Source organism: Rhizobium sp. NFR07 (assembly GCF_900111905.1).
In the GTDB taxonomy this organism is placed as follows: Bacteria; Pseudomonadota; Alphaproteobacteria; order Rhizobiales; family Rhizobiaceae; genus Neorhizobium.
On the sequence record NZ_FOKM01000015.1, the window covers coordinates 27452 to 48575 of the forward strand.

Sequence of the window (21124 nt, forward strand, 5' to 3'; positions counted from 1 at the left end):
CCCCCGGCCAAATGGTCAGAGGATTCCGATGTTGTTTCGGCCAACATCAACCTTTGCACAGAGGTTTCCACACCCCGGGGCAGCGCGTACTGCCCTGCCCCGTCTTATAAAAGCTTAAGACTGTTTCCGCTAGGGCATTGGAAAGACAATCGGTCTGCAGATCTGCAGATCGCTTGTCTCATGGTCTCGCACCTATCCCCGAGAGATCAATCCTGATGCCCGCCTTGTTGGGATCGGACATTACAGTGTCGGTTGCCGCGGCCGGCGGCCCACTAACTTCATCGGGATCGGAGTTATCTTCAGGTTTTTCGGGATCGGTCGTGGCAGTGTGAGTATTTTTCTCCTGCCCCGGATCCTCGGCATGGAAAACACCGACCCCTTCGAAATACCCCGTCTGCCAGGCGATGACCGCATCGTCCATGACCTGTGGCAGGACTTCCTTCGCCATCGGATTCCCATACCATTTCGCTACGATCCGGTAGACCTTGGCAAATAGCGCTGTCCCCATGCGGATATTCTCACATGGCTCGACCATCTCCGGCTTCAACTGCCCGGCCTCGAAGATGCCGACGCCCGCCGGATATTGGGTGATACCCACGCGAACGGCGTTACGGCCGAGATTGTCGCGGATCAGAACCAGAGCCTCTTCCGGCGTCGTCGGCTTCGGCACGAGCACCACCCGGTTACCGGAGCGCACGGTGACCGCCAGCGGATCCTGCGATCCGGCTTGCGCGATGAACTGCTCGACGATCGCAGGCTTCAGGGAAGGATCGGCGCATTGCTGGATAAGGGCGGCATCGAACATCCTGAATACTCCCTATGTGTTGAAGGCCATGACGACGGGTAGATTGAAGAGCCGAGCCCAGGCTGTGACGCCGGCTTTCTGGATGCCAATGATCGAGGTGTTTTCCGTCCACCAGCCATTGCCGACCGCAACAATCAGTTCGGGCGAGTACAGCATCGATTGCAGCACGGGCCAGAGAATAAGCTGCTCGTAGCAGATCAGCGGCGCGACCTTGAAACCGTCAGCCTCGACCACCGGATTGCCGAAGAAGTCGGCCCGCGCGCCGCCGCCCTTCCCGGTCCATCGCAACCAGGGCTGCCACATCGAACCCGGGACCGGCATGCGCTCGCGATAGAGGACCTTTGCCGCATCGGCTGAGATCGCTACCATCACGTTGTCATAGCCCCTCGCGTCGATGACAGCAGCACCTGCGACGACGATGAGGTCCGAGCCACGGAGAGCTTCCTGCCAGACCCGCGCTGTAGCCGGCGTCCAGAACCCGAGCGCACTTTCAGGCAGCACCGCGACACGAACATCGTTGCCTGACTCCGCGGCTTTGCGCACCCTTGTGATCAGGTCACGGTGATACTGAAGCGAGCCATTGCGCCCGAGTTCTGCCCCCTGTTTCAGATCGACGGAGATCCAGCCGGGTGTTAGTTTCAGGGGCGTCCAGTTCGTGGCGGACCAGACGTAAAGTCCTCCAAGGACTGCGACCGCGATTTGCCATCTTCGACCGGTCATGACGACCAACAGGATCGCGGTCGCGCCAACTCCCCACCATCTCCAGCTGGGAAACAAGACGCCAGCGGCTGTCAGGGGATGTGCCCAACCGGTAATGCCGAAAGGCGGCAGTGCCATCAGCATCATGACCGCGAGATAGCGTAGCCCTCTCGCCGCGTCCGTTCCTTCCTTCCCGGGAGTGTTTCCGCAACGAGGTTTCGTCCAGAACACTGCATGCACGATGACGAAGGATGCGGAAGCCATCACCCAAAGTGCCAGACCGGGCCAGAGATTGGCGGCATAGAAGTTCGCCACGCCCTGCGGCAACCCTCGGGAGGCCGCCAGGAAATACCCGGCCGCCACAAGCGCAGCATAGTAGCGTGACGGTGCCATTGCCCAGAGCAACGGAAAGATCATGGCGGCTGGAAGGAGAAGCACCTCGCCGGTCCAGGCGATCCACCCACAGGCAATGGACGCGATGATCAGGAGGATGAATTTCCGGCTATTCAGCGGATGATTTTCACCGCGATCATAGCTCAAAGGTGAAAACCGGCCGCGCCAGGCCGAGAAGACCGGAATCCGGAACCGGGCCAAAATATCGACTATCATACGAGCTCGCAAAAGGTGAGTGAATGAACAGATGATGCGGCGGTACGACACCGCCGGGATCTGGCAGGAGCACTCTGCCCTCGCCGTCCCTCCCCCACACCAACGATGAGGGAACCGGACGACCATCGATGAGCACATGATCGGTGATGTCGACATGCTGTCCGGGAAGTGCCGCGACGGTCTTGATCAGCGGCGCGAACCCGCCGGCGCAAAGCCCGCGGCGCAGATAGCCGCGCCGCCACGCCTCTGCGAATACAGCCGCCGGCGGTGGGCACAGAAACACCAGATCGCCGATGGCGACCGGACGTTGAAGCTTCTCGATACGCCAGAGGCCGAGCGGCTCGCTTGGGGTCAGGTTCAGCCGATAGCCACCTGAGAACGCTGTCGCCGCCAGCGCGGACGTGACGACGGCGACCCTCGCCAGAAACAGAAGAACCCGCCTCCGCCTCATTGCTTCAGCACCGGCGCCTGATGCTGGGATAGACGCTGTTCCTCGGCTTGTCTCAGCGACTGGACGGTGCGCTCGTGAGCCGCAAGTTGCTGAGCCGTGCGCATCAACGGCCAAGCGTGTTTCAGTTGCTCCTTCTGCTCCGGCTTCATACCCTCGGAAAGCTTTTCGTACAGCGTTCCCGAAGGCTCTTGCGCCGCGTTGCTCAGCAGCGTCCGTTCCCCGAACCGCTCGGTCACCGCCCGGTTGAAGCCGTCGATTTCAAGCTTGGTCTCGCGATTGCTCAGCGCATAGGCCATCGCGGCTGGCAGGTCGTTGCGATCGATCGCATCACGCACCCGCTCCAGCACCACGCGCGCCGACGGCGACAGCGCCGGAATGTCGATCGAGACCCGCTGGCGCAGCGCCTGCTCGTCTGCCTGGTGCCTCAATGCGGCGGTCTCGCGCATCCGAAGGTATTGCTCAAGATCCCGCTTCAAGGCCGGAACATTCAGCTCTGCGACGCGGCGCGCCTCTCGCTCCGCCTTGCTGGCAAGAATACCGGACTTGCCCTTGAGCGGGCCGATCGATGCGGCGTTCGTCTCCAGCGTTTCGAGCGTTTGACGGGCAGCGTCCTTGTCGGCGATCACGACATCGAAATTTATAGCCCGGAAGGCTGTTTCGGGATCGGCGAAGACGTAACGAAAACGCGCCGAGACTTCCTCCCATTGCCGTTTCAGGCTGGGATCCTCGCCAAGCTTGTCACCGACCGTATCGGCAACAGAGCCGGAAAATGCCTTGATGCCCGCGACCATGGGTGCCGCCTCCCTCATCGTGTGAGTGTTCGAGGATTGAGTGAAGCCAAGGCGCGCGGCGAAACCGCTAAGGCGCCGGCCGAGATCGGTCAGTTTGACCTTCTGGCGCAATGTCCAGTCGAGCCGGTCGCGTACCAGCGTGCGAGCGACCTGGACGATGTGCAGGCCACGGTTTTCGGCAAAGCGTAGCGCCTCGCGATAGAGCTGACCGCGCTCGTAATCGAGTGTCGTCTCCTTGGCTTGTCTTCGGGATAGAACCTTGGCCAGGCCACCATTGAAGGAGAAGGACCTCGTCCCGTAGTAGAGCTGCAGATCCTCGCGATGGCGGGTCATCGCCACATAGGTCAGGTGACGATCCAGAGATAGCGAGGCAAGTACCTTCACGCGATCAACCGTCGCGCCCTGGCTCTTATGGATCGTCGTGGCATAGCCATGATCGAGATTGTTGTAGAACCGCTGTTCAACGATCACCTGGCGCCGATGATCCCCCTCGCCGACCACGGCCACGATGCGGTTCGGTTGGGCCTCAACGACCTGGCCGATCATGCCATTCTTGACGCCGAGCGATCCCTCATTCTTCAGGAAGACGATCTGGTCGGCGGCATCGAAACGGCGCTCGCCATCGGCCGTCTTGAAGATCTTGCCCTCACCGACAACGCCGCGCTCGACGAGTTTCTCGCGAGCCATGACATTGAGCATCCGGACGTCGCGGCGCAGATGGGCGAGGATCAGCGTCGTCTTTGACTGGTCGTAATCCTGGTTCCAGTCGGCGATCAGCCTCTCGACGGCTTCGGCCTTCAGACGCTCGCCCGTAATCTTGACATTGGCACCATAGGCGCTCAACGCCTTTTCGACATTGCCGCGCGCGAGATCGAGCGAAGCCTTGCGCATCCAATCCTTGCGCTGGCGATAGATGGTTTCGAGTTCGGCATAACCGACGCGATCGACAATGGCGCGAAAGGCAGCGCCCGCCTCAATCGGCTGGAGCTGTTCGGGATCGCCGACCAGCACGATCTTCGCGCCGGCCCGAACCACCGTATCGACGAACCCAGCCATCTGTTTCGAGGCGACCATGCCGGCCTCGTCCATAACGAAGATCGTCTTGTCGTCCAGGACGTCACGGCCGCGGCTCCAGCGCAGCTCCCATGACGCAAGCGTCCGGCTCTGGATCCCCGCTTCCTTCTCCAATCCTTCGGCCGCCTTGCCCGCGAGTGCGCCGCCAACGACACGATATCCAGCGAGTTCCCAGGCTTCACGGGCTGCCTTCATCATCGTTGTCTTGCCGGCGCCCGCGCGCCCGACGACGGCTGCGATGCGGGCAGGCGCTGCAATGCGCTCGATCGCTGCTTTCTGCTCGTCGGACAGCCGCTCGTGCCGCCGGAACGTGGCACCCAGTACATCCTCGGGAACGGCATGCGTCTCCTTTGCCGACAGCCACATGGCTTGCCGTGCCATCGTCGCTTCCAGCCGGATCATCGCTCGCGTCGAATAACGCGCCGGCTGCTTATTGCCCGTCGCAAAATCGATGGAGTCACGCTGCAGCCGCAGCACGTCCGGGTTCAGGATGATCCTGATCATCAGCTGCTTGAACACAGCGGGATCGTCGATGTAGCGATGCACGACCTTGGCGATGTCTCGCTCGTCGAAGACGCTCTTTTCCCGCGTGATAAAGTCGAGCACGATGGCGGGATTCTTGAAGATGCGGCGGGCATTTTCCCAGCGTCGCTGCTCGTTCAACTCAATCCGCTCTAACTCCGGGCGGACACCTTGTTGCTCCGCCTTGCGCTCAATCGCCTTGGCTCCCACGCCGAGATGGATGGTGGGTTCGAGATCGATCCCCTGCTTCTCGTAGGAACGACCATCTACCCTCAGATCGATGCTGCCGAGCGCCAGATGATGGTTCAGCCGTTCGAACCAGCCGTCTCGCAGCACATTGAAGTCATCGGTCGAACCGGCCCAGAGTTCGTAGAGTATTTTGCCGGACTTCGTACGGACCGGCTGGCCGTCGTCGCCAATGATTGCGACCTTCTTCGAGCCGAAGCCGTCGTCCGTCAGCGGCCGCAGCGTGGTCATCAGATGGATATGCGGATTGCCGGGATTGTCGTGATAGACCCAGTCAGCCACCATGCCCTTGGCCAGGATGTGTTTCTCGACAAAATCCCGGACCAGGGCGATGTTCTGCTCCGCCGACAGTTCCAGCGGGAGTGCGATCGTCAGGTCGCGGGCAAGCTGCGCATCCGCACGCTTCTCGAAAGCTTCGACCTTGTTCCAGAAGGCTTCCGACGCTCCGGAGACAGAACGATCAGCGGTCAGGGACCGAACCCATCTCGGGGCGCCGGCGGGAAGGACAAGCTCCTCGTGCAGCAGGCCGTGCTTGCGAGTGTAATCAATGGTGCGGGCCTCGCGCACATATTCCATCTTCGCGCAGTGCCGGTAGGCGGCAGACAGCACGACACTGCGGCCGGAGCCCCGGCTGACGATGCTGGCTGAGAAATGGGCAACAGCCACGGCGAAGGAAACTCCTGGTTCGAGCGTTGTTCGTCGGGAGCGGCCGGGAGGCTACTGGCTCAGCCGGGCATGAAAAGCAACACGTCGCGCCGCGACGTATAATTGCGCCCTTGGAGCCATTCCTTCGGAACGGCCGGGATCATTCACCAAAGCATCGCCATTGGCGATCTGCAGATCTGCAGATGTCTTTTTCCGCGCATCCGGAAGAATCTGGGCGTCGCAAGTGCAACGCCCAGACTTCTAAGGAGCGACCGGAATGAAGAAGCCATCATCGAAGATCAGAGAAGAAATCGCCAGGCTGCAGGACCAGTTGAAGCAGGCCGAGACACGTGAGGCCGAGCGCATCGGACGCATCGCCCTGAAGGCCGGCCTCGGGGAGATCGAGATCGACGAAGCCGAGCTCCAGGCGGCCTTCGAGGAGGTCGCCAAACGGTTTCGCGGAGGCAAAGGTGCTGCGACCGGAAGAAAGAATGCCGGCGAGAGCAGGAGCGGCAGTGACCCGTCCGCGACGCAGCCGGCTGGCGCGGATGCGGGCGGGTCTGGTGAGGCTTGAGCGGATGACGAAATCGACGACGACAGAGGCGCGCAAAAAGGACACGCGCGAAAAGATTGAACTCGGCGGCCTGATCGTCAAGGCAGGACTGCGGTACGAGAAGCGCTCTTTGCTGCTCGGCCTGCTGATCGACGCAAGCAAGCGGATCAGGGGCGACGAGACGGAAAAGGCCCGACTGGCAGCAATCGGCGCGGAGGCCTTTGGTGATGACGGCAAATAGGCTGCTTCTGGCAATTCTGCCCGCGGCAATCATGCTCGTGGCGATGGTCCTCGTGTCAGGATTTGAACATCGGCTGTCGGCACTCGGCACAGCGGCGCAGGCGAAGCTAATGCTGGGCCGCGTCGGGCTCGCCCTGCCCTATATCGTTGCCGCCGCGATCGGCGTCGTCGCGCTGTTCGCGGCCAATGGTTCGGCCAATATCAAAGCTGCCGGTCTTAGCGTGCTGGCTGGGGGCGCTTTGGTCGTCATCACCGCGATTTCACGCGAAACGATCCGCCTCGCCGGTATCGCCAGCGAGGTGCCAGCTGGACAATCGGTTCTCGCCTATGCCGATCCTGCGACCGTGGTCGGCGCGGGCCTCGCCTTCCTGGGTGGCGTCTTCGCGCTTCGCGTCGCCATCAAGGGCAATGCGGCCTTTGCAAGCGGCGGCCCTCGCCGGATTGGCGGCAAACGCGCCGTGCATGGCGAAGCCGACTGGATGAGGATCCAGGAGGCGGCAAAGCTGTTTCCCGAGCCCGGCGGCATCGTTATCGGTGAGCGCTATCGCGTCGATCGCGACAGCGTTGCCGCCATGCCGTTCCGGGCCGATGCCAAACAAAGCTGGGGTGCTGGCGGCAAGTCGCCACTCCTTTGCTTCGACGGTTCCTTCGGCTCGTCGCATGGCATCGTCTTCGCCGGCTCCGGCGGTTTCAAGACGACCTCGGTAACAATCCCGACCGCACTCAAATGGGGTAGCGGTCTCGTTGTGCTGGATCCGTCGAGCGAAGTTGCTCCCATGGTCAGTGAACACAGGCGCCAGGCTGGCCGCAAGGTGATCGTGCTCGATCCGACGGCAGGCGGTGTCGGGTTCAACGCGTTGGACTGGATCGGTCGTCACGGCAATACCAAGGAAGAGGACATCGTCGCCGTCGCCACATGGATCATGACCGACAATGCACGCACGGCGTCCGCCCGCGACGACTTCTTCAGGGCCTCGGCGATGCAGCTCCTTACAGCGCTGATCGCCGACGTCTGCCTGTCCGGCCACACCGACGAAAAAGACCAGACTTTGCGCCGTGTCCGCGCCAACCTTTCCGAACCCGAGCCGCAACTTCGGGCACGTCTGACGAAAATCTACGAGGGGTCGGAGTCCACCTTCGTGAAGGAAAATGTCGCCGTCTTCGTCAACATGACGCCGGAGACGTTTTCCGGTGTCTATGCCAATGCGGTGAAGGAAACCCACTGGCTGTCCTACCCTAACTATGCCGCTCTCGTCTCCGGCGACAGTTTCTCGACGGACGATCTCGCAAACGGCGAGACTGACATTTTCATCGCGCTCGATCTGAAAGTGCTAGAAGCCCATCCGGGCCTCGCGCGCGTCGTCATCGGTTCACTGCTGAACGCGATCTATAATCGCAACGGCGACGTGAAAGGTCGCACCCTTTTCCTGCTCGACGAGGTGGCGCGTCTCGGCTATCTGCGGATCCTTGAGACCGCCCGCGACGCGGGCCGTAAATACGGCATCACGCTGACGATGATCTTCCAGTCGCTCGGACAAATGCGCGAGGCTTATGGCGGGCGTGATGCGACGAGCAAATGGTTCGAATCCGCATCCTGGATTTCTTTTGCGGCGATCAACGACCCCGATACCGCCGACTACATCTCCAAGCGCTGCGGCGACACGACAGTCGAGGTCGACCAGACCAATCGCTCGTCCGGGATGAAGGGATCGTCGAGATCGCGGTCGAAGCAGCTCATCCGTCGACCGTTGATCCTTCCGCATGAGGTTCTGCGCATGCGCGCCGACGAACAGATCGTCTTCACCTCGGGCAACGCGCCGCTTCGATGCGGGCGCGCCATCTGGTTCCGCCGCGAGGACATGAGGGCCTGTGTCGGCGAGAACAGGTTTCACAGGAACTTCTCCGGCACCAGCAGACCGTGATGAGGTCAATCGAGGACGGACGATGAGATATTGGGAAGCATGCGAAGCTCAGGTGACGGCGGCTGAAGCAATCGAAGAATGTCGGAAGCACGGCGTCGGTGCGGTGGTCCGCGACCGCGACGGTGCGCTGGTTGACACAGAAAGTGGAGAGGTCATTGGTCTCCCCGACGACTACGGAAATTTCTTTGGTGGCGATATCCTCTGCTTCCTCGGATATTGATCGATGTCAGCTCCACAGACGGCGTCTGGTCTGGTGTTTGCGGGAAGATCGTCACCCGAATGGGGCGGAGACCTAGGGCTCCGTTCGCCTCGGCGAATAGAGCTGTACGCCGCAGGTGGACCGCCCATCTTTCAGCGGAACTTCACGAAAATGAATCGGTCAGACCCAATCGATTCATATCTCTCGTTGGACGAGCTTTGGCGGCCGAGCGATTATGTCGACATGCTCATTCAGCCCTATCAGCTCTATGTCGAACGCACGGACGAAGCCCGCAACACGGCTCGCTTCTATGCCATGACGATCGAGCCGAATCTGTTCGGCGAGGTATGCCTGACACGCCGCTGGGGCCGGATCGGAGCGCATGGCCAGATGAAGGTCCAGCATTTTGTCCGAGAGCGAGACGCCGTCGCTGCCTTCCTCGATCTTCTCCGACAGAAGCGAAGCCGCGGATATCGTGTCACCCCCTCCGCAGCCCGTCACTGACGGCCGGCGATCTCTTGCGGTCTCTGGCTCAAGTCCACACATCGACGATCATGAACAGGAGCATTTGACGTTTGGCATATTCGCATGATCTCCGGCTTTCCTTCCGGAAAAAGAGAAGGCAACGCAATCTCGCGATCCTCGCGATGATCTCTGGCCTCACAAGCGCCGCTGCCATGGCGATCAGTGCCTCAACGGTCACACTGGCCGCATCGAATGTGGCTTCTATAAAGTTTGGAAAATGCACCGGCGGCCATCGAACCGCCTGCGTTATCGATGGCGATACGCTGTGGATCGGCGGCACGAAAATCCGGATCGCCGACATCGACGCACCCGAAATCAGCGAGCCTAAATGCGCCTCAGAACTTGCTCTGGGCAATCGCGCGACCGAACGGCTGATCGAACTCGTCAACCAGGGTCCGTTCCAATTGCAGGCGTGGCCGGGTCGTGACAATGATCGCTACGGTCGCGCCCTCCGGGTTCTTGTTCGCCATGGCCATAGCCTCGGCGATATTCTTGTCTCCGAAGGATTGGCGCGCACCTGGACAGGTCGTCGTGAACCATGGTGCTAGGGCGGCTCGGCCGGTGAAGGCCGAGCCAGCGGCGCTCATTGGCGCCGTTCCCATTCGGTTTCGATGTTGAGCTCAACGTCCGCGAAGAAGGGAATCTTGATCGCGATCTTCAGACCGAGCTTGCCCTTGCGGAAGAGGTGACTGACGACCTTGCCAAGGGTGCGAAGACGGCGGCCGGTGGCGCTGAGGAATTTCGCGAGCTGGTGCATCATGGATCTCCTGTTGATTGCAGTTCATTGCGGGGATGAAGAGCGGACAGGGAAGGAGGGCTGCACCCGCAGGGCCGAAGCGGAGCGGAGGACCTGATGACGACTGAATTTTGATGCGCGAGGAGCGATAGGCGGGGAAAATTCTGGCGTCATCAGGTTGCAGCCAGACGCCCGGGACGCACCATCCCTGATGTCAATGAAATCGGATCGACAGGAGATCTTCAGGTAACTCGCGACGCACACGACGCGACTTGAGGCCTCCCCCTCAGAATGGTGGCTCCGCATCGACGTGGCCGTCCATCTCGGCAATCGCCAGCGTCAGTTCCGCCTGCGCGAGATCCAACTCGGCTGCGATCTGGCGGCGCTCCCAAGGATCGACAGCGTTCCGCAGTTCGGCACGAAGTTCTTCAATTTGGCGTTCGAGTTCGTAGGTCATCGTCTGATCTCCTATGTGAAAGACGATCAGCGGCGCCGGATAGGGAATGACGATGTCAGGGATCGCTGAAGCGACCGGCAGCGCCGGGGAGTGGGGGAGCCGATTTCGTGTTGGCGGCTCTGCTGCCAGTTCGAAATTGATGATGTGGACGGCCCTCCGAACCCGTCGCGCAAGATGCTAAGATCATTCTGCGCAACTCAGAGAAGGAACCGTGTCATGACTTTCGAGAAGATCACTGTCGTCGGCCTGGATCTGGCCAAGAACGTGTTTCAAGTTCATGCTATCGATGAAGTCGGCAATGTTATTGTCCGGCGGCAGCTTCGCCGAAACCAGCTCCTGCACTTCTTCGAGCAGTTGCCACGCTGTCTTGTCGGCATGGAAGCTTGTTCGACTTCACATTACTGGGCGAGGGAACTCGGTGCCCTGGGCTTCGATGTGAAGCTTATGCCTCCCGTATATGTAAAGCCGTATGTGAAGCGTGGGAAAAACGATGCAGCAGATGCCGAAGCGATTTGCGAGGCAGTCACCCGTCCCACCATGCGCTTCGTACCGGTGAAAACTTGCGAGCGTCAGGCTCTTCTTATGCAGCACAAGACTCGAGATCTTTTCGTGCGGCAGAGAACAGCTATAATCAACGCACTCCGAGGCCACTTGGCCGAATTCGGTATCATCACACCTCAAGGAAAGTTCGGGCTGAAAGGTGCCCTCGAAGCCTTACACGTCGTGAAAGACCATCTTCCTGAACCGTCGTGGCAACCCTTCAAGCACATTCAGATGCAGCTAGAAGAGCTGAGCAATAAAATCGCCGAGCTCGATCGCACCATAATGCAGTGGTGCCGGGGCCAGGCTGCCGCTCGAAGGCTGATGACCATCCCAGGCATCGGCTTTCTCACCGCGGCAGCAATCGCGGCTTCGGTTGGGAATGCCGACGAATTCAAATCAGCGCGACAGTTCGCGGCTTGGCTTGGCTTGACGCCGCGACAAAATAGTAGTGGTGGAAAGGAGAGGCTTGGGCGGATCAGCAAGCAGGGCGATCGGACAATCCGACGCTTGCTGGTAGTCGGCGCCACTGCTGTCATACGACGGGCGCGCATTGATGCCCCCTCATTCCCATGGATCGCGAAGCTCTTGCAGCGCAAACCGGCACGCATGGTGTCGATAGCGATCGCAAACAAGACCGCGCGCGTCGCATGGGCTCTTCTGAGAAGAGAGGAGACCTACCGGCACGCAACCGGTTGAAGGAATCCGGCTCGGCAATAGTCGACCGGAGGAATGAAGGACTGAGTAATGATGGCGAACCGGTTGGACCGGGGATGGAGCAAAGCCTAGGTGCCCCCAGAGCCTTGAGCCCGACAAATTGATTGGCTCTCCATCCGCGGACTTCATCAGGGCCAGTGGCTACATGCCACGATAGAAGGCCGGACACATGACTGAACCTGACCGATCCTAACGATACAAAAGTCTTGCATTCCACGGGCCGTGCACACATGGGGGCACCGCTCATCCTTGACGAAGGCAGTCCCGTCGGCATCATCACCGGATACTGAGCAGGTTTTCCTCCTCTCCGTAGCTACCCAAAAAAGCCGGACCTGGCTCGATGCCGGGTCCGGCTTCCATTAAGCGTTGACGAAGGCTCCGCTAACGGCGGCCAGCAACGCCTAGCGCATGCAAAAACAGGCTTTCCGCATTGACTTTAAGTAACGGCGAATCAAAAGCTTGGTCGCCTGACAGAGGAGAACACTGATGGCCGACGAAACCACGATTGAGACCACTGCGACCACCGAAGCGCCGGCCGCAGCTCCCACTGAAAAGAAAACCCGCACGCCTAGAACACCGAAAGCTGCTGCCAAAGCCAGCTCCGTCGATGCAGTCGCTGCACCTGTCGAAACTCCAGCCAAGAAGACGCGGGCGAAGCGTGGCTCCAAGACCGCTCCGGTGAAGGTCGCAAAATCGGCTCCAGCACCCAAGGCCGCCGCCGCTCGCGCACCTCGCGTTGACGCTGCTGCGTCCGCTCCCGCCGCCACCTCCGGTGACGCCATTGACGATATCGCCGACCTCATCAAGCTTGAGGAAGAGAACAAGCAGCTTCGCAAGGAGCTCTCCGAGAAGCTGCGTGCCGAAAACGCGGATCTGCGCAAGCGCCTTGGCAAGGCCTGAGTCTCGGCTTCTGAGCGGCGCCGCGCATTTACATGCGACGGCGCCGTCGATCTTTCGCCTGATTGAGCCGAGACCAATGCGGTCCTGGTGACAATGAATGACCGCGGCTATTTCCCTGCCGCCATGCTTTGAAGGTAATGTGATGAGAACACCATGGAGATTTGTGGCTGACCTGGTGTCGCGTAAACCGAAGCCAGAGAGCGCTGCAGTCGCAGCGAAAACCATTGCGCTCGAGTACAAGCCGGTTCCTGAACAGGAACTCCCGGATACCGAACGAGTGGCAGTCGATCGCTCCGCTGCAGCTGCCGCCGATGTGCAAACCGAGGTGAGCCTGCACGATCAAGATACTTGGTCGACTGACATTGAAGCAGCGGCGCCCGTTGCAGCGGAGGCTCCTGCGGCCTCGCTTGATGAGGAAGAGCCTGCTGCTCTCCTTACCCCGCAACAGCCTGAGGAGAAGTCGCCTGCTCCCGCACTGACTGAAGTTGCCGAAACACTGGTGAAGCGAGCGCCGGCACGTCGAAAGAAAATTAATCCGATCGTGGAGCCTGTGGTCTCCCCCGCCCAAATCGCCGAGGTTGCTCCTGCCGTCGCCGCCGGCCCAAAATCATTCATAGATGAGATGGCCGACCTCGACGCTGAGGTTGACGCGTTGCGGCGTCAGCTTGCAAAGAAGCTCATCGAGCAGAACGCGCAATTGCGCAAGATGCTCGCAAGGTTTGACGGGCGCTGATTGCGCGCGGCCATTCCGATAAGGAAAAAGGCTCCGCCGGTGGCGGAGCCTCATGTTGCCCATCAGTCCCGGTTCGGCCGGGACCAGATGAGCTGGAGGCCGTCCTCGCCTTCGACCTCGGCGAGCGTTGCGTAGATCGGGGCGGGGAAACTCGGATCGTCGAGCTTGACCGAGAGGTAGTCGCGGCCTTGCTCGGAGGTCTTCTGCCAGGCGGCGCCCAGTTCTACGCTGCCGGCATAGACGCGGAACTGCGGGCCCTTGTCGGAGGGATTCTCGACCCGGGCGATGCGGGCCTTGACGTTGAGGGCGAGAGTGCGAATGGAGCCGGTGAAGCCGTTTTCGGTGGAGGTGAAGGTGCCGATGGTTGCCATTGTCGTATTCCTTTCTGGTATTCGGGCCGCGCCCATCGCGGTCTCGATGGCTGTCGCAAAGACTGGGGACGATCGGACCGCACCTGATAAGGCCGGAACGAAGTGGAGGGCGGCAACTGCCACTTTTGTTAGTCGGAGAGGAATGACGGCGCAGCCGGCAGGGGTAAGAAAAGTGGTTGTGGCCGTTGCGGTAAGACGATCGAGGCGCAGCCGGTCTCCGGTCAGACATGCCTCATCGAGCCCGCATATGGGTTGCCGGAAACTCTGACGGGAAGGGATATGGCAATGGCCCTCCGGTGCGCTTGCCTTGGCTACGACGGCATCCCGCGCCACGCACGCCGGGACCGCTCTCATCGTCTGCTTCATCAGGGGACAAGCGTTCCAGCTAACATTGGCCTGCTTGCTGACTGCGCTCGGTGCGATATCGTTGCCCTCGCGAATCGCAGCCAGGAGGATCAATGCGTCAGCAGACCAAGCCGTCCATCGTCGAACGCAAACCGTCCCGCAAACCCAAGGCCGACACTGCAAAACCGTCGATCTGGGGCAGGCTGGATGCTGACATTGCGCAAGGTCTTAGCGATCAGCGTGATATAGACCACGCGGCCGCCACCGGTGGCGACGACCGTGCTTGAGCGTCAGGCCGCAGCCTTCGTATCCGTTTCCGGCTGCAGCGAATGCAGAAAGCTCACAGCGCGTTGCGCATGGGCCGCCGCCTGAAAGATCGCCCGCTTGTCGTTGGCCAGCACCGATAGTTATCCGCAGGAGCCCATAATGCGGAGGAACGGCGTCAGATCGGCCGGCGTCCGGGGTTTCTGAGCCGCATTCCTCCGCATTACCTCAGAGCGTGTCGAGCCAAGCGAGAACACTCTTATCGCGTTTCCATGACGGCGGGCTGCTAGCTACTTCGTGAGTGCCGAGCTGCTCTAATGCCTTGCGCTTCGTTTCTAGGTTAGCTCTGGCGTAATGGTTTGTCGTATCGAGGCTTACATGACCGAGCCAGCTACGGATTACCGTAACGTCCACGCCTGCAGATATGAGATGGACGGCGGTTGCGTGCCGGAAGGCGTGGGGGGTCACATGCTTTCCACGCAAGGTTGGTGTCGTTTCGGTCGCCGCCTTTACATAGGCAGCAAGTTTGAACCGAACCCCGGACGCGCTGAGCGGCTGGCCATAGCGATTGACGAATAACCGTTGGTCTAGCGCTCGCGGTTGCCGTTCTAGAAGCTTTCTCAACAGGATAACAGTCTCCGGCCAGAGCGGGCAGATACGTTCTTTTCTACCTTTACCAGTCAGACGCACGCAGCTTGGGCTTTCGAAGCGGATGGCATTGGGGCACAGATCAAGCGCTTCCTGTATTCTCGCACCGCTGTTGTAGAGGAACGAGAGCAAGGCGTGATCGCGCATACCTTCCAGAGTCGAACGATCAGGCTGAGCGAGGATCGCTGAGACTTCCGCTGTGTCCAGATAGGATGGTTCTGATACCGGTCCGCGCTTCCCTGGAATGTTGAGGATTTCGACGCATTGGGCAATCAATGCGGGGTCTTTGGTCGCAACGAAGTTGAAGAAGCTGCGTATCGCAGCAAGCCGGCAGTTGCGCGTGCCTATCGTGCCGCCGCGTTCATGTTCCGCGTGACCGAGGAACGCGATGACCTCCCCAGCCGTAAGATCGGCCAAAGTGATCATTGCCACTTTCTTTTCGGCGCGTTGTGCGGCGAACCGAAGGAAGAGGCGCCAGGCGTCGCGATATGATCGCACTGTGTTGATGGACGCATTGCGCTGCTCGACCAACCATTCGTAGAAGAACGCGTGCAGCAACGATGGGAACTGATTGTTATTGCTCATGCCCCCACCTCCAGTCTCGACTGGAGGCACGGCGCGCCTAGAACGCGGAACCTCTCATTGGCTTGATGCAGAAGGTCCTGCGTGACGGTTATGTAGACCAGGGTTGAGTTGATGTCCCGATGCCCAAGATAGGTCGCGAGGAACGGCAGTCGCTCCTGTGGGTTGATGCCCGCTTTGTACCATTCGAGAATCCGGTTCACGACCATCGAATGCCGCAGGTCGTGCAGGCGAGGTCCTGTTCGCCCTTTCGGCGGCTTCAGCGCGGCACGGCGTATGACGTCAACAAGAAGCCCCGCAACAGCCTCTTTCGAATAACGGTCACCACGCTGTTCGTGCCAGAACAATCCAGAGCGCGGATCGAGAGATCCACCGGCGCGGTGTCGAGCTTCGATATAAAATCGGAGTTCGGCCATCACACTATCAGGAAGTGGCAGAATCCTGGTCTTGTAGAACTTGGTTTGGCGGATCGTGATCGTGCCAACCAGGAAGTCGACGTCACCAATGTCGAGACAAGCCAGTTCGCTTCGCCGTAGCCCCGCGCAATAGCCAAGTAGGAGCATGGTATAGACGCTCAGTGGTCGAAGCGGTGACCGTGGCGAAGGATATGAGCGAGCGATATCGAGCATATGCCGGACGTCGCCCGGGGTGTAAATGTGCGGCTTGCGCCATTGCTTCACTACTTCCTTGGCTGGCCATGGGTCGGGGCGGCGTGGCGGGATTGATGGATCCCTGTGGCGAAGGATTTTTGCTAGCACCCGTTTGAGCTTTTCGCACTCGTTCGGATGATCGCGCGTTGTTTTCGCTCTGGCCCAATGATTGAGCATCACCTCGAGTGGCTGTTCCTGAAGCGCCGGGTTTAACTGCAAAAAGCGGTCAAACCGCGAGAGCCAGACCGCTTGTGTAATGTATTTGTAACCTCGGTTGCGCATCAGCGTGATGTGTCCGGACATCATTTCGCCCAGCACGCTTGCGAATGGCTGGGGCTGGTATAGTTCGGTAAGGGCGTTGTCCGGATCGCGGGAGTCCAGCGCCCGCCACACCGGCATGCATTGTTTGATATGACATGCTCCACGCAGCACGGTCACCGGATTACGTTCGATCGCTCCAGTTTCCACAAGGTGATCGAGGAACCGGTCGATAATTCGGGTACGGTGCAGCCGTGTCGTCGATGCCCTGCCAGGGGCTACACGCAACCAAGCCACCAGCATATCCTTGTCGAGCGTGGTATGTCGCTCGGCGATATCCTGGAAAGTGTTGAGTGCCTGCCTGTAATAAATCGGGCTATTCTGAGTGCGCAGGTTCAGGCCAGCAATGTACCGCGCGATCAGCTTGCGCTCAGGGTCGGGCCAGATCGTCATGACCGCACCTCCCGTCCGGGAACGTCGAGCGCGATGGCCCGGAGATCCTCGGTGGCAAGCTTGAGATAGGGGGCTGTGGATTCGGCAGAACGATGCCCGAGCAGGTCGCCGATAACTTTTTGAGGTACAGCGGCGCGCAGCATTTCCACGGCTCTTGCATGGCGGAAGATATGGGAACCGTTTTTGCCGGATGGCCTCACCCCGGCGGATGTAAGTCGTCGTCGCACTATGTTGGCAAGCACGCCGAGCTTGCGATAGGGTGCACGCGTGCGGACGAAGATTTCTCGGGCATCGGTCACAGGCCGCCCCGCCTGAAGATAGGCGAGTACCGCTTCGCCGACAGGCGCCATCAATGGCAGATATGAGGTGGCCCGGGTCTTGGTGTGCCTGATGCGGATCGATTCTGCCCGCCAGTCGATATCCTTGATCCTAAGGTTACAGATCTCACCGGACCTAAGGCCATAGGTCGCAAGCAATTGCAGGATCGCGTGGTCCCGCAAACCCGCGGGCGTCGTGTCCTGCTCCGAGCTTTGCAGAACCGCGGCTACCTGATCTGGTGTAAGGATCGACGGCACGCCTTCATAGGCATAAAGTAAAGGAGCGATGACGTGGGGCGAGAGGTCTATGGCTACGCGCCGAGTTCGATGGAGATAGCGCAATATCGAGCGAAGACGCTCCGCTACATCCTTTACAGACCTGCGCGTCTGGTGGGGACGGCGCATATCCATGGAAGCATCAATGTCGCTCACGATCAGCGACATCAGACCATCGTGACCATGCCTATTGAGCCGCCAAACTAGGAAGTTCCGGCCCTCCCACATCAACGCGTCGATGCTGGCCGGGGCAAGACCTCGCTCCTCGCGCAGCCAGGTCTCGTATTCGTCGCAGATGGCAAGGCGTAGCGCGTCGACCGCGCACGTCGCTATCGGCGCGGGTGGCCATTGACCCTGTGCGAGCCGCAGCAACGCATGGATTCCGGAGCGAGGGATCGAGTGCCAGTAAGGCCTTGGAGGTCGACCATGGCGTTCTTGGAACAGCGCGATTGCATGGCGCAGATATTCCGTCACTTCCGCTTCGCTTACATTCATGACCGGAATGCTTCGCTGTAGAAGGTGGTCAAGGAAACCACACGCATAGGCACAATAATTCCCGACAACCGTCGGGCTGTAATGCTGGCGGGATAGAACGGTTCTGAGCTCTGTGATCAGGTCGTCATTGCTATTCGACATCGATGGCTCCTCTGCTGCTCAAAATGACTGCAGAAGTTTGCCATCGGAGTGCCGAGACTTCACTTCTCGATTTGATCTGGTCCTTTGTCCTCGGCTTCATCGATGACCGCAGCTAGCCCCCTACGGACATTGAGGTGTTGGAGAGCTAGCGGAAGAGCGCACTGGTATTGTCGCCCGAACTGACCGAAGCTATCGTAAACGGAATTTGGTGACGGAACGGATCGTTCGATGATCATGCATACATTCGGGCTAAAGAACTTTGTGGCCCTTCAATTCTTGATGCATCTCATCATTGGTTCGATGATGCTTGTGGATTACTATTTCGGCCAACACACCACGATCACACCGTACGTACCGTACGTACTGTACGGGCTATTCCTCATGAGCAGCATCCATTCCGGGACGCATCTTCATAAAAACCGCGCCACCTACGCGAACATGATCGACGAAAAATTCTTCAGCCTTAAAGGCAGCATCTATGAGAAGTTTGCTTACACTTTCGTCATCATGTCGACGGTATGGGTTCCAGTTCATTTTCTGTTTTGGCCGACAGAGCGTTTCGATGTTTTCATGGGTTTTGTTGCGTTCTGCGTGTCTTACGCCATGATCATCGACCTGATGGCGATCCGATGGCTGCGATGACCGCTTGTGGCGCTTCTGACAATGATGCTTGTCAGCCCTGAGCGGTTATCCCGCAAACTATTGAAGATCGCGGCATCAGCTTCACCTTCCGTCAACCAGCTGCAGATACGGTAGCTATGGTGGTGGAGGAAATGGCGTGAGAGATTGGTGTCAGAGGTGGGCAGCCGTTCTGGGCATTTCTCTTATGGGGCCCGTACTTCTGGTTCTCTTCGTCGGTTGTCTCATTCAAGGGGAACTGCCTAGCCCAAGAGGAAAGATCATCTATGCGAATGTTGCGCCGTTCCTCTTCTACCCGCTCGTTCTCTTACTGATTTGCGGTTCAGCAGGTTTGACATACCTGAGTATCATGTTCGTTATCGGATACAGTCGGGGTCGATCCAAGCGATAGGACGGTAGCTCGCTGTTGGTGCATAGCCTTCGCGACTCTAGCATTCGGACCGGCACGCTCCGAAATAATGCTGAGGAATGCGGTCAGAAACCCTAGGCACAAGCCCATCTATCGCGTTCCTTCACATTATACAGCCCTGCGGATAACTGAAGTTATGACGAGGTGTGCATAAGGAAAGCCACGACTGCAGATAGGAAGCGTGATCCGCTCGTGGTTCGAGCTCCGGCGCGATGCCAAGGTCGGCGCAGAGGAAGCAACTGCCGAGTTCGGCAATAAGTTCTTCCCGGGCCCGCTCGGTCCGGTCCTTGGCATAATGCGACAGGTCGCGTCCCACGCGATGCTCCGCCGCCGTCCAGTGGGTCGCCTCATGGCTGAGGACAGCCGCGTATCCGGCGGCATCGCGAAACGCGTCGAAAGGCGGCATCTGGATATAGTCCATGACCGGGGAATAGTAGGCTTGGTTGCCGCCGTGCCGAATGACCGCGCCGGTATTGCGGAAGAAGCGATCAGCGCTTTCGATCCCCTCGATCGGATCAAGGACCTCGGCGGGCGGCGCATAATAGCTGTCGGGCAGGCCGTCGATTTGCTCGACGTTGAACACCGAATAGGCCTTCAGAAACGGGATCTCCCGATCGACCTCGTTACCGTTCCCATCCGCTTCGGACTTGGTGAAGCGGCTGGCGAAGACGACGGTTGAACCGGTCTCGCCCTTGCGCACGGCCCCGCCCAGTTCGAGGGACTGCTTGAACGTCATCCACATTGACGAGGTGAAACCACGCGATATCTGTTCCGACCATAGGAGAAGCACGTTCATGCCCGAATAAGGCAGGCCGTTGTGGCGCAGCGGCCGCGAGATGCGGCCATTCGTGTTGGCTACGCTCCACGGTTTCATCCAGGGACGGACGCCCTTTTGTAGATCCTCGACGATCCGATCAGTGATCCGCGCGTAGATATTAGCACGGTCCAATTCTGATTTCTTTGTCATGACTTCTCTTTCTCCATTTCAAGGACCGCGCCCATCGCGGTCCGTCACGGAGGTCCGAAGTCAGGGGTCTATGGCGTGACCAGGCACCGAAGGCCGCAACAGCGTGGAGGACGGCGAAGCCGTTGCATGGGCACCCGGCTCCTGCAGGACCGCCGAACGGGACGGGCCGCGATCGGGCGTCGCCAGTTTTCCTTTTCGACATAAGAAGAGCCGGCGCTGCAGACGCCGGCCCTCGGTCAGAAAGAGAAGGCGGGGTGCGACCCGCCGAATGTGTCATCCGAATGCAGCCATCTGAACTTCGGCCGCCTTGCGGTCGAGCGATGCGCCCGGGTTTTCGACCGGCCGGTCGAAGGGCTTCCAGCTCTCACCGACGACCTGTTCGTAGGCTGCCACCGCGCCCTCGGCTGCCATCCGGAGCGCATGGGACTGGATGCCCATGTCGGCCGCGAATTCCCGCTTGCGCTGGGCGGCGCTGTCATAGCCGACCGGGCCATCGAGATCCTCGTCGCGGGCATCGTTCGATGCCTTGGCGGTTGCGTCGCGTGCTTCGGTAACGGCGCGGGAGTAGAACTGACCGGCGCCGTGGGCCGAGCCGACGAAGGCCCCGACGATGCGCTGCAGATGGATCTGCATGGCTCTCTCGCCCAAACCTTCGGAGAGGCTGTCGGCGGTCTCGACGATCAGCCGCTCATGCAGGCTGCGGATGCCATCGCTGTCGACGACCGTGGTGCCGAAGCTTTCAGCGATCTTGAGCGCCTGGGCGGCATCGGGGCACGAGAGGCGGACCATTTCGAGGGTCGCGCCTTTGCGGAGCTGCGAGACCCGTGCGTTGGAGCGGTTAGGAGTTGCGGGCTTGGCCATAAACTGTTCCTTCCTTGGCTGCCGAAGCGGTTCCGGCCTGTGCCGGTCTGCCCTTCGATGCGGGCACTTAAGAACCGGCAATGG

General features: G+C 59.9%; 23 protein-coding genes and 1 pseudogene. 11 read left to right on the forward strand and 13 right to left on the reverse strand.

Features of this window, described 5'->3' with window-relative positions:
* Positions 1–178: 178 nt before the first annotated feature.
* Genes BM216_RS25700 through traA form a run of 4 tightly spaced genes read right to left on the reverse strand, consistent with a single transcriptional unit; the run spans position 179 to position 5863 of the window.
* Complete coding sequence (locus BM216_RS25700; RefSeq protein ID WP_093002070.1) at positions 179–805, reverse strand: TraH family protein; 627 nt, start codon at positions 803–805, stop codon at positions 179–181.
* Positions 806–817: 12 nt separating this feature from the next.
* Positions 818–2044, reverse strand: coding sequence for a conjugal transfer protein TraB (locus tag BM216_RS25705; protein WP_244530330.1), 1227 nt, complete (start codon positions 2042–2044; stop codon positions 818–820).
* A complete protein-coding gene (gene traF / locus BM216_RS25710; RefSeq protein WP_093002072.1) occupies positions 2034–2564 on the reverse strand; it encodes a conjugative transfer signal peptidase TraF in 531 nt (176 codons plus the stop codon). Before traF ends, BM216_RS25705 begins: the two co-directional genes overlap by 11 nt.
* Positions 2561–5863, reverse strand: a complete 3303-nt coding sequence (gene traA, locus BM216_RS25715; protein ID WP_093002073.1) for a Ti-type conjugative transfer relaxase TraA — start codon at positions 5861–5863, stop codon at positions 2561–2563. The genes traF and traA overlap by 4 nt, the downstream gene beginning before the upstream one ends.
* A gap of 256 nt (positions 5864–6119) precedes the next feature.
* On the opposite strand from traA, the gene traC reads away from it, so the two are divergent.
* The 6 genes from traC (at position 6120) to BM216_RS25745 (ending at position 9829) form a co-directional block, all read left to right on the forward strand.
* Positions 6120–6416, forward strand: a complete 297-nt coding sequence (gene traC / locus BM216_RS25720; RefSeq protein WP_093002074.1) for a conjugal transfer protein TraC — start codon at positions 6120–6122, stop codon at positions 6414–6416.
* Between the two features lie 4 nt (positions 6417–6420).
* On the forward strand, positions 6421–6636 hold the full coding sequence (locus BM216_RS25725; protein ID WP_177230910.1) for a type IV conjugative transfer system coupling protein TraD: 216 nt from the start codon (positions 6421–6423) through the stop codon (positions 6634–6636).
* On the forward strand, positions 6623–8557 hold the full coding sequence (traG, locus tag BM216_RS25730) for a Ti-type conjugative transfer system protein TraG (RefSeq protein WP_093002076.1): 1935 nt from the start codon (positions 6623–6625) through the stop codon (positions 8555–8557). Before BM216_RS25725 ends, traG begins: the two co-directional genes overlap by 14 nt.
* Before the next feature lie 22 nt (positions 8558–8579).
* The gene (locus BM216_RS25735; RefSeq protein WP_093002077.1) at positions 8580–8777 is read left to right on the forward strand and encodes a hypothetical protein; all 198 of its coding nucleotides are present in this window, start codon (positions 8580–8582) and stop codon (positions 8775–8777) included.
* 150 nt (positions 8778–8927) lie between these two features.
* Positions 8928–9260, forward strand: a complete 333-nt coding sequence (locus BM216_RS25740; RefSeq protein WP_244530331.1) for a WGR domain-containing protein — start codon at positions 8928–8930, stop codon at positions 9258–9260.
* A 173-nt stretch (positions 9261–9433) separates the two neighbouring features.
* On the forward strand, positions 9434–9829 hold the full coding sequence (locus BM216_RS25745) for a thermonuclease family protein (protein WP_348272017.1): 396 nt from the start codon (positions 9434–9436) through the stop codon (positions 9827–9829).
* A 35-nt stretch (positions 9830–9864) separates the two neighbouring features.
* Here BM216_RS25745 and BM216_RS34170 read toward each other — a convergent pair whose 3' ends face one another.
* The gene (locus BM216_RS34170; RefSeq protein WP_167507779.1) at positions 9865–10038 is read right to left on the reverse strand and encodes a hypothetical protein; all 174 of its coding nucleotides are present in this window, start codon (positions 10036–10038) and stop codon (positions 9865–9867) included.
* Between the two features lie 265 nt (positions 10039–10303).
* The gene (locus tag BM216_RS34175) at positions 10304–10474 is read right to left on the reverse strand and encodes a hypothetical protein (RefSeq protein WP_177230911.1); all 171 of its coding nucleotides are present in this window, start codon (positions 10472–10474) and stop codon (positions 10304–10306) included.
* Positions 10475–10690: 216 nt separating this feature from the next.
* Between BM216_RS34175 and BM216_RS25750 the strand changes: the two genes are divergently transcribed.
* From BM216_RS25750 to BM216_RS25760, 3 genes are all read left to right on the forward strand, one after another.
* Positions 10691–11713: an IS110 family RNA-guided transposase gene (locus BM216_RS25750; RefSeq protein WP_093002078.1), complete on the forward strand. Its 1023-nt coding sequence runs from the start codon at positions 10691–10693 to the stop codon at positions 11711–11713.
* 504 nt (positions 11714–12217) lie between these two features.
* Positions 12218–12631, forward strand: coding sequence for a hypothetical protein (locus BM216_RS25755; RefSeq protein WP_093002079.1), 414 nt, complete (start codon positions 12218–12220; stop codon positions 12629–12631).
* A gap of 97 nt (positions 12632–12728) precedes the next feature.
* On the forward strand, positions 12729–13364 hold the full coding sequence (locus BM216_RS25760) for a hypothetical protein (protein ID WP_143102863.1): 636 nt from the start codon (positions 12729–12731) through the stop codon (positions 13362–13364).
* A 62-nt stretch (positions 13365–13426) separates the two neighbouring features.
* On the opposite strand, the gene BM216_RS25765 is transcribed toward BM216_RS25760, so the two are convergent.
* The gene (locus BM216_RS25765; RefSeq protein ID WP_018326263.1) at positions 13427–13735 is read right to left on the reverse strand and encodes a DUF736 domain-containing protein; all 309 of its coding nucleotides are present in this window, start codon (positions 13733–13735) and stop codon (positions 13427–13429) included.
* Positions 13736–14193: 458 nt separating this feature from the next.
* Between BM216_RS25765 and BM216_RS34180 the strand changes: the two genes are divergently transcribed.
* The gene (locus BM216_RS34180; protein ID WP_177230912.1) at positions 14194–14367 is read left to right on the forward strand and encodes a hypothetical protein; all 174 of its coding nucleotides are present in this window, start codon (positions 14194–14196) and stop codon (positions 14365–14367) included.
* A gap of 3 nt (positions 14368–14370) precedes the next feature.
* On the opposite strand, the pseudogene BM216_RS34735 reads toward BM216_RS34180, so the two are convergent.
* The 4 genes and pseudogenes from BM216_RS34735 to BM216_RS25785 form a co-directional block, all read right to left on the reverse strand.
* Positions 14371–14487 (reverse strand): annotated as a pseudogene (locus BM216_RS34735) (antirestriction protein ArdC); the annotation flags it as partial.
* An 85-nt stretch (positions 14488–14572) separates the two neighbouring features.
* The gene (locus tag BM216_RS25775; RefSeq protein ID WP_093002081.1) at positions 14573–15577 is read right to left on the reverse strand and encodes a site-specific integrase; all 1005 of its coding nucleotides are present in this window, start codon (positions 15575–15577) and stop codon (positions 14573–14575) included.
* On the reverse strand, positions 15574–16935 hold the full coding sequence (locus BM216_RS25780; protein ID WP_093002082.1) for a tyrosine-type recombinase/integrase: 1362 nt from the start codon (positions 16933–16935) through the stop codon (positions 15574–15576). Before BM216_RS25780 ends, BM216_RS25775 begins: the two co-directional genes overlap by 4 nt.
* On the reverse strand, positions 16932–18164 hold the full coding sequence (locus tag BM216_RS25785; RefSeq protein ID WP_093002083.1) for a site-specific integrase: 1233 nt from the start codon (positions 18162–18164) through the stop codon (positions 16932–16934). The genes BM216_RS25780 and BM216_RS25785 overlap by 4 nt, the downstream gene beginning before the upstream one ends.
* A gap of 228 nt (positions 18165–18392) precedes the next feature.
* On the opposite strand from BM216_RS25785, the gene BM216_RS25790 reads away from it, so the two are divergent.
* Positions 18393–18806 (forward strand): hypothetical protein, encoded by a 414-nt coding sequence (locus tag BM216_RS25790; RefSeq protein ID WP_093002084.1) that lies wholly within the window; start codon positions 18393–18395, stop codon positions 18804–18806.
* 509 nt (positions 18807–19315) lie between these two features.
* Here BM216_RS25790 and BM216_RS25795 read toward each other — a convergent pair.
* Entirely contained in the window at positions 19316–20179 is an 864-nt protein-coding gene (locus tag BM216_RS25795) for an ArdC family protein (protein ID WP_093002085.1), read from the reverse strand.
* A 273-nt stretch (positions 20180–20452) separates the two neighbouring features.
* Complete coding sequence (locus BM216_RS25800) at positions 20453–21040, reverse strand: hypothetical protein (protein ID WP_093002086.1); 588 nt, start codon at positions 21038–21040, stop codon at positions 20453–20455.
* Between the last annotated feature and the right edge of the window lie 84 nt (positions 21041–21124).

Bases quoted from the DNA above. Each gene is read 5' to 3' on its own strand.
- BM216_RS25795 (WP_093002085.1), bottom strand. From the start codon at position 20,179: ATGACAAAGAAATCAGAATTGGACCGTGCTAATATCTACGCGCGGATC.
- BM216_RS34180 (WP_177230912.1), top strand. From the start codon at position 14,194: ATGCGTCAGCAGACCAAGCCGTCCATCGTCGAACGCAAACCGTCCCGC.
- BM216_RS25765 (WP_018326263.1), bottom strand. From the start codon at position 13,735: ATGGCAACCATCGGCACCTTCACCTCCACCGAAAACGGCTTCACCGGC.
- BM216_RS25755 (WP_093002079.1), top strand. From the start codon at position 12,218: ATGGCCGACGAAACCACGATTGAGACCACTGCGACCACCGAAGCGCCG.
- BM216_RS25775 (WP_093002081.1), bottom strand. From the start codon at position 15,577: ATGAGCAATAACAATCAGTTCCCATCGTTGCTGCACGCGTTCTTCTAC.
- BM216_RS34175 (WP_177230911.1), bottom strand. From the start codon at position 10,474: ATGACCTACGAACTCGAACGCCAAATTGAAGAACTTCGTGCCGAACTG.
- BM216_RS25700 (WP_093002070.1), bottom strand. From the start codon at position 805: ATGTTCGATGCCGCCCTTATCCAGCAATGCGCCGATCCTTCCCTGAAG.
- traC (WP_093002074.1), top strand. From the start codon at position 6,120: ATGAAGAAGCCATCATCGAAGATCAGAGAAGAAATCGCCAGGCTGCAG.
- BM216_RS25745 (WP_348272017.1), top strand. From the start codon at position 9,434: ATGGCGATCAGTGCCTCAACGGTCACACTGGCCGCATCGAATGTGGCT.
- traG (WP_093002076.1), top strand. From the start codon at position 6,623: ATGACGGCAAATAGGCTGCTTCTGGCAATTCTGCCCGCGGCAATCATG.
- BM216_RS25725 (WP_177230910.1), top strand. From the start codon at position 6,421: ATGACGAAATCGACGACGACAGAGGCGCGCAAAAAGGACACGCGCGAA.
- BM216_RS25750 (WP_093002078.1), top strand. From the start codon at position 10,691: ATGACTTTCGAGAAGATCACTGTCGTCGGCCTGGATCTGGCCAAGAAC.
- BM216_RS25780 (WP_093002082.1), bottom strand. From the start codon at position 16,935: ATGACGATCTGGCCCGACCCTGAGCGCAAGCTGATCGCGCGGTACATT.
- BM216_RS25800 (WP_093002086.1), bottom strand. From the start codon at position 21,040: ATGGCCAAGCCCGCAACTCCTAACCGCTCCAACGCACGGGTCTCGCAG.
- BM216_RS34170 (WP_167507779.1), bottom strand. From the start codon at position 10,038: ATGCACCAGCTCGCGAAATTCCTCAGCGCCACCGGCCGCCGTCTTCGC.
- BM216_RS25735 (WP_093002077.1), top strand. From the start codon at position 8,580: ATGAGATATTGGGAAGCATGCGAAGCTCAGGTGACGGCGGCTGAAGCA.
- BM216_RS25785 (WP_093002083.1), bottom strand. From the start codon at position 18,164: ATGTCGAATAGCAATGACGACCTGATCACAGAGCTCAGAACCGTTCTA.
- BM216_RS25790 (WP_093002084.1), top strand. From the start codon at position 18,393: ATGATCATGCATACATTCGGGCTAAAGAACTTTGTGGCCCTTCAATTC.
- BM216_RS25740 (WP_244530331.1), top strand. From the start codon at position 8,928: ATGAATCGGTCAGACCCAATCGATTCATATCTCTCGTTGGACGAGCTT.
- traF (WP_093002072.1), bottom strand. From the start codon at position 2,564: ATGAGGCGGAGGCGGGTTCTTCTGTTTCTGGCGAGGGTCGCCGTCGTC.
- BM216_RS25760 (WP_143102863.1), top strand. From the start codon at position 12,729: ATGACCGCGGCTATTTCCCTGCCGCCATGCTTTGAAGGTAATGTGATG.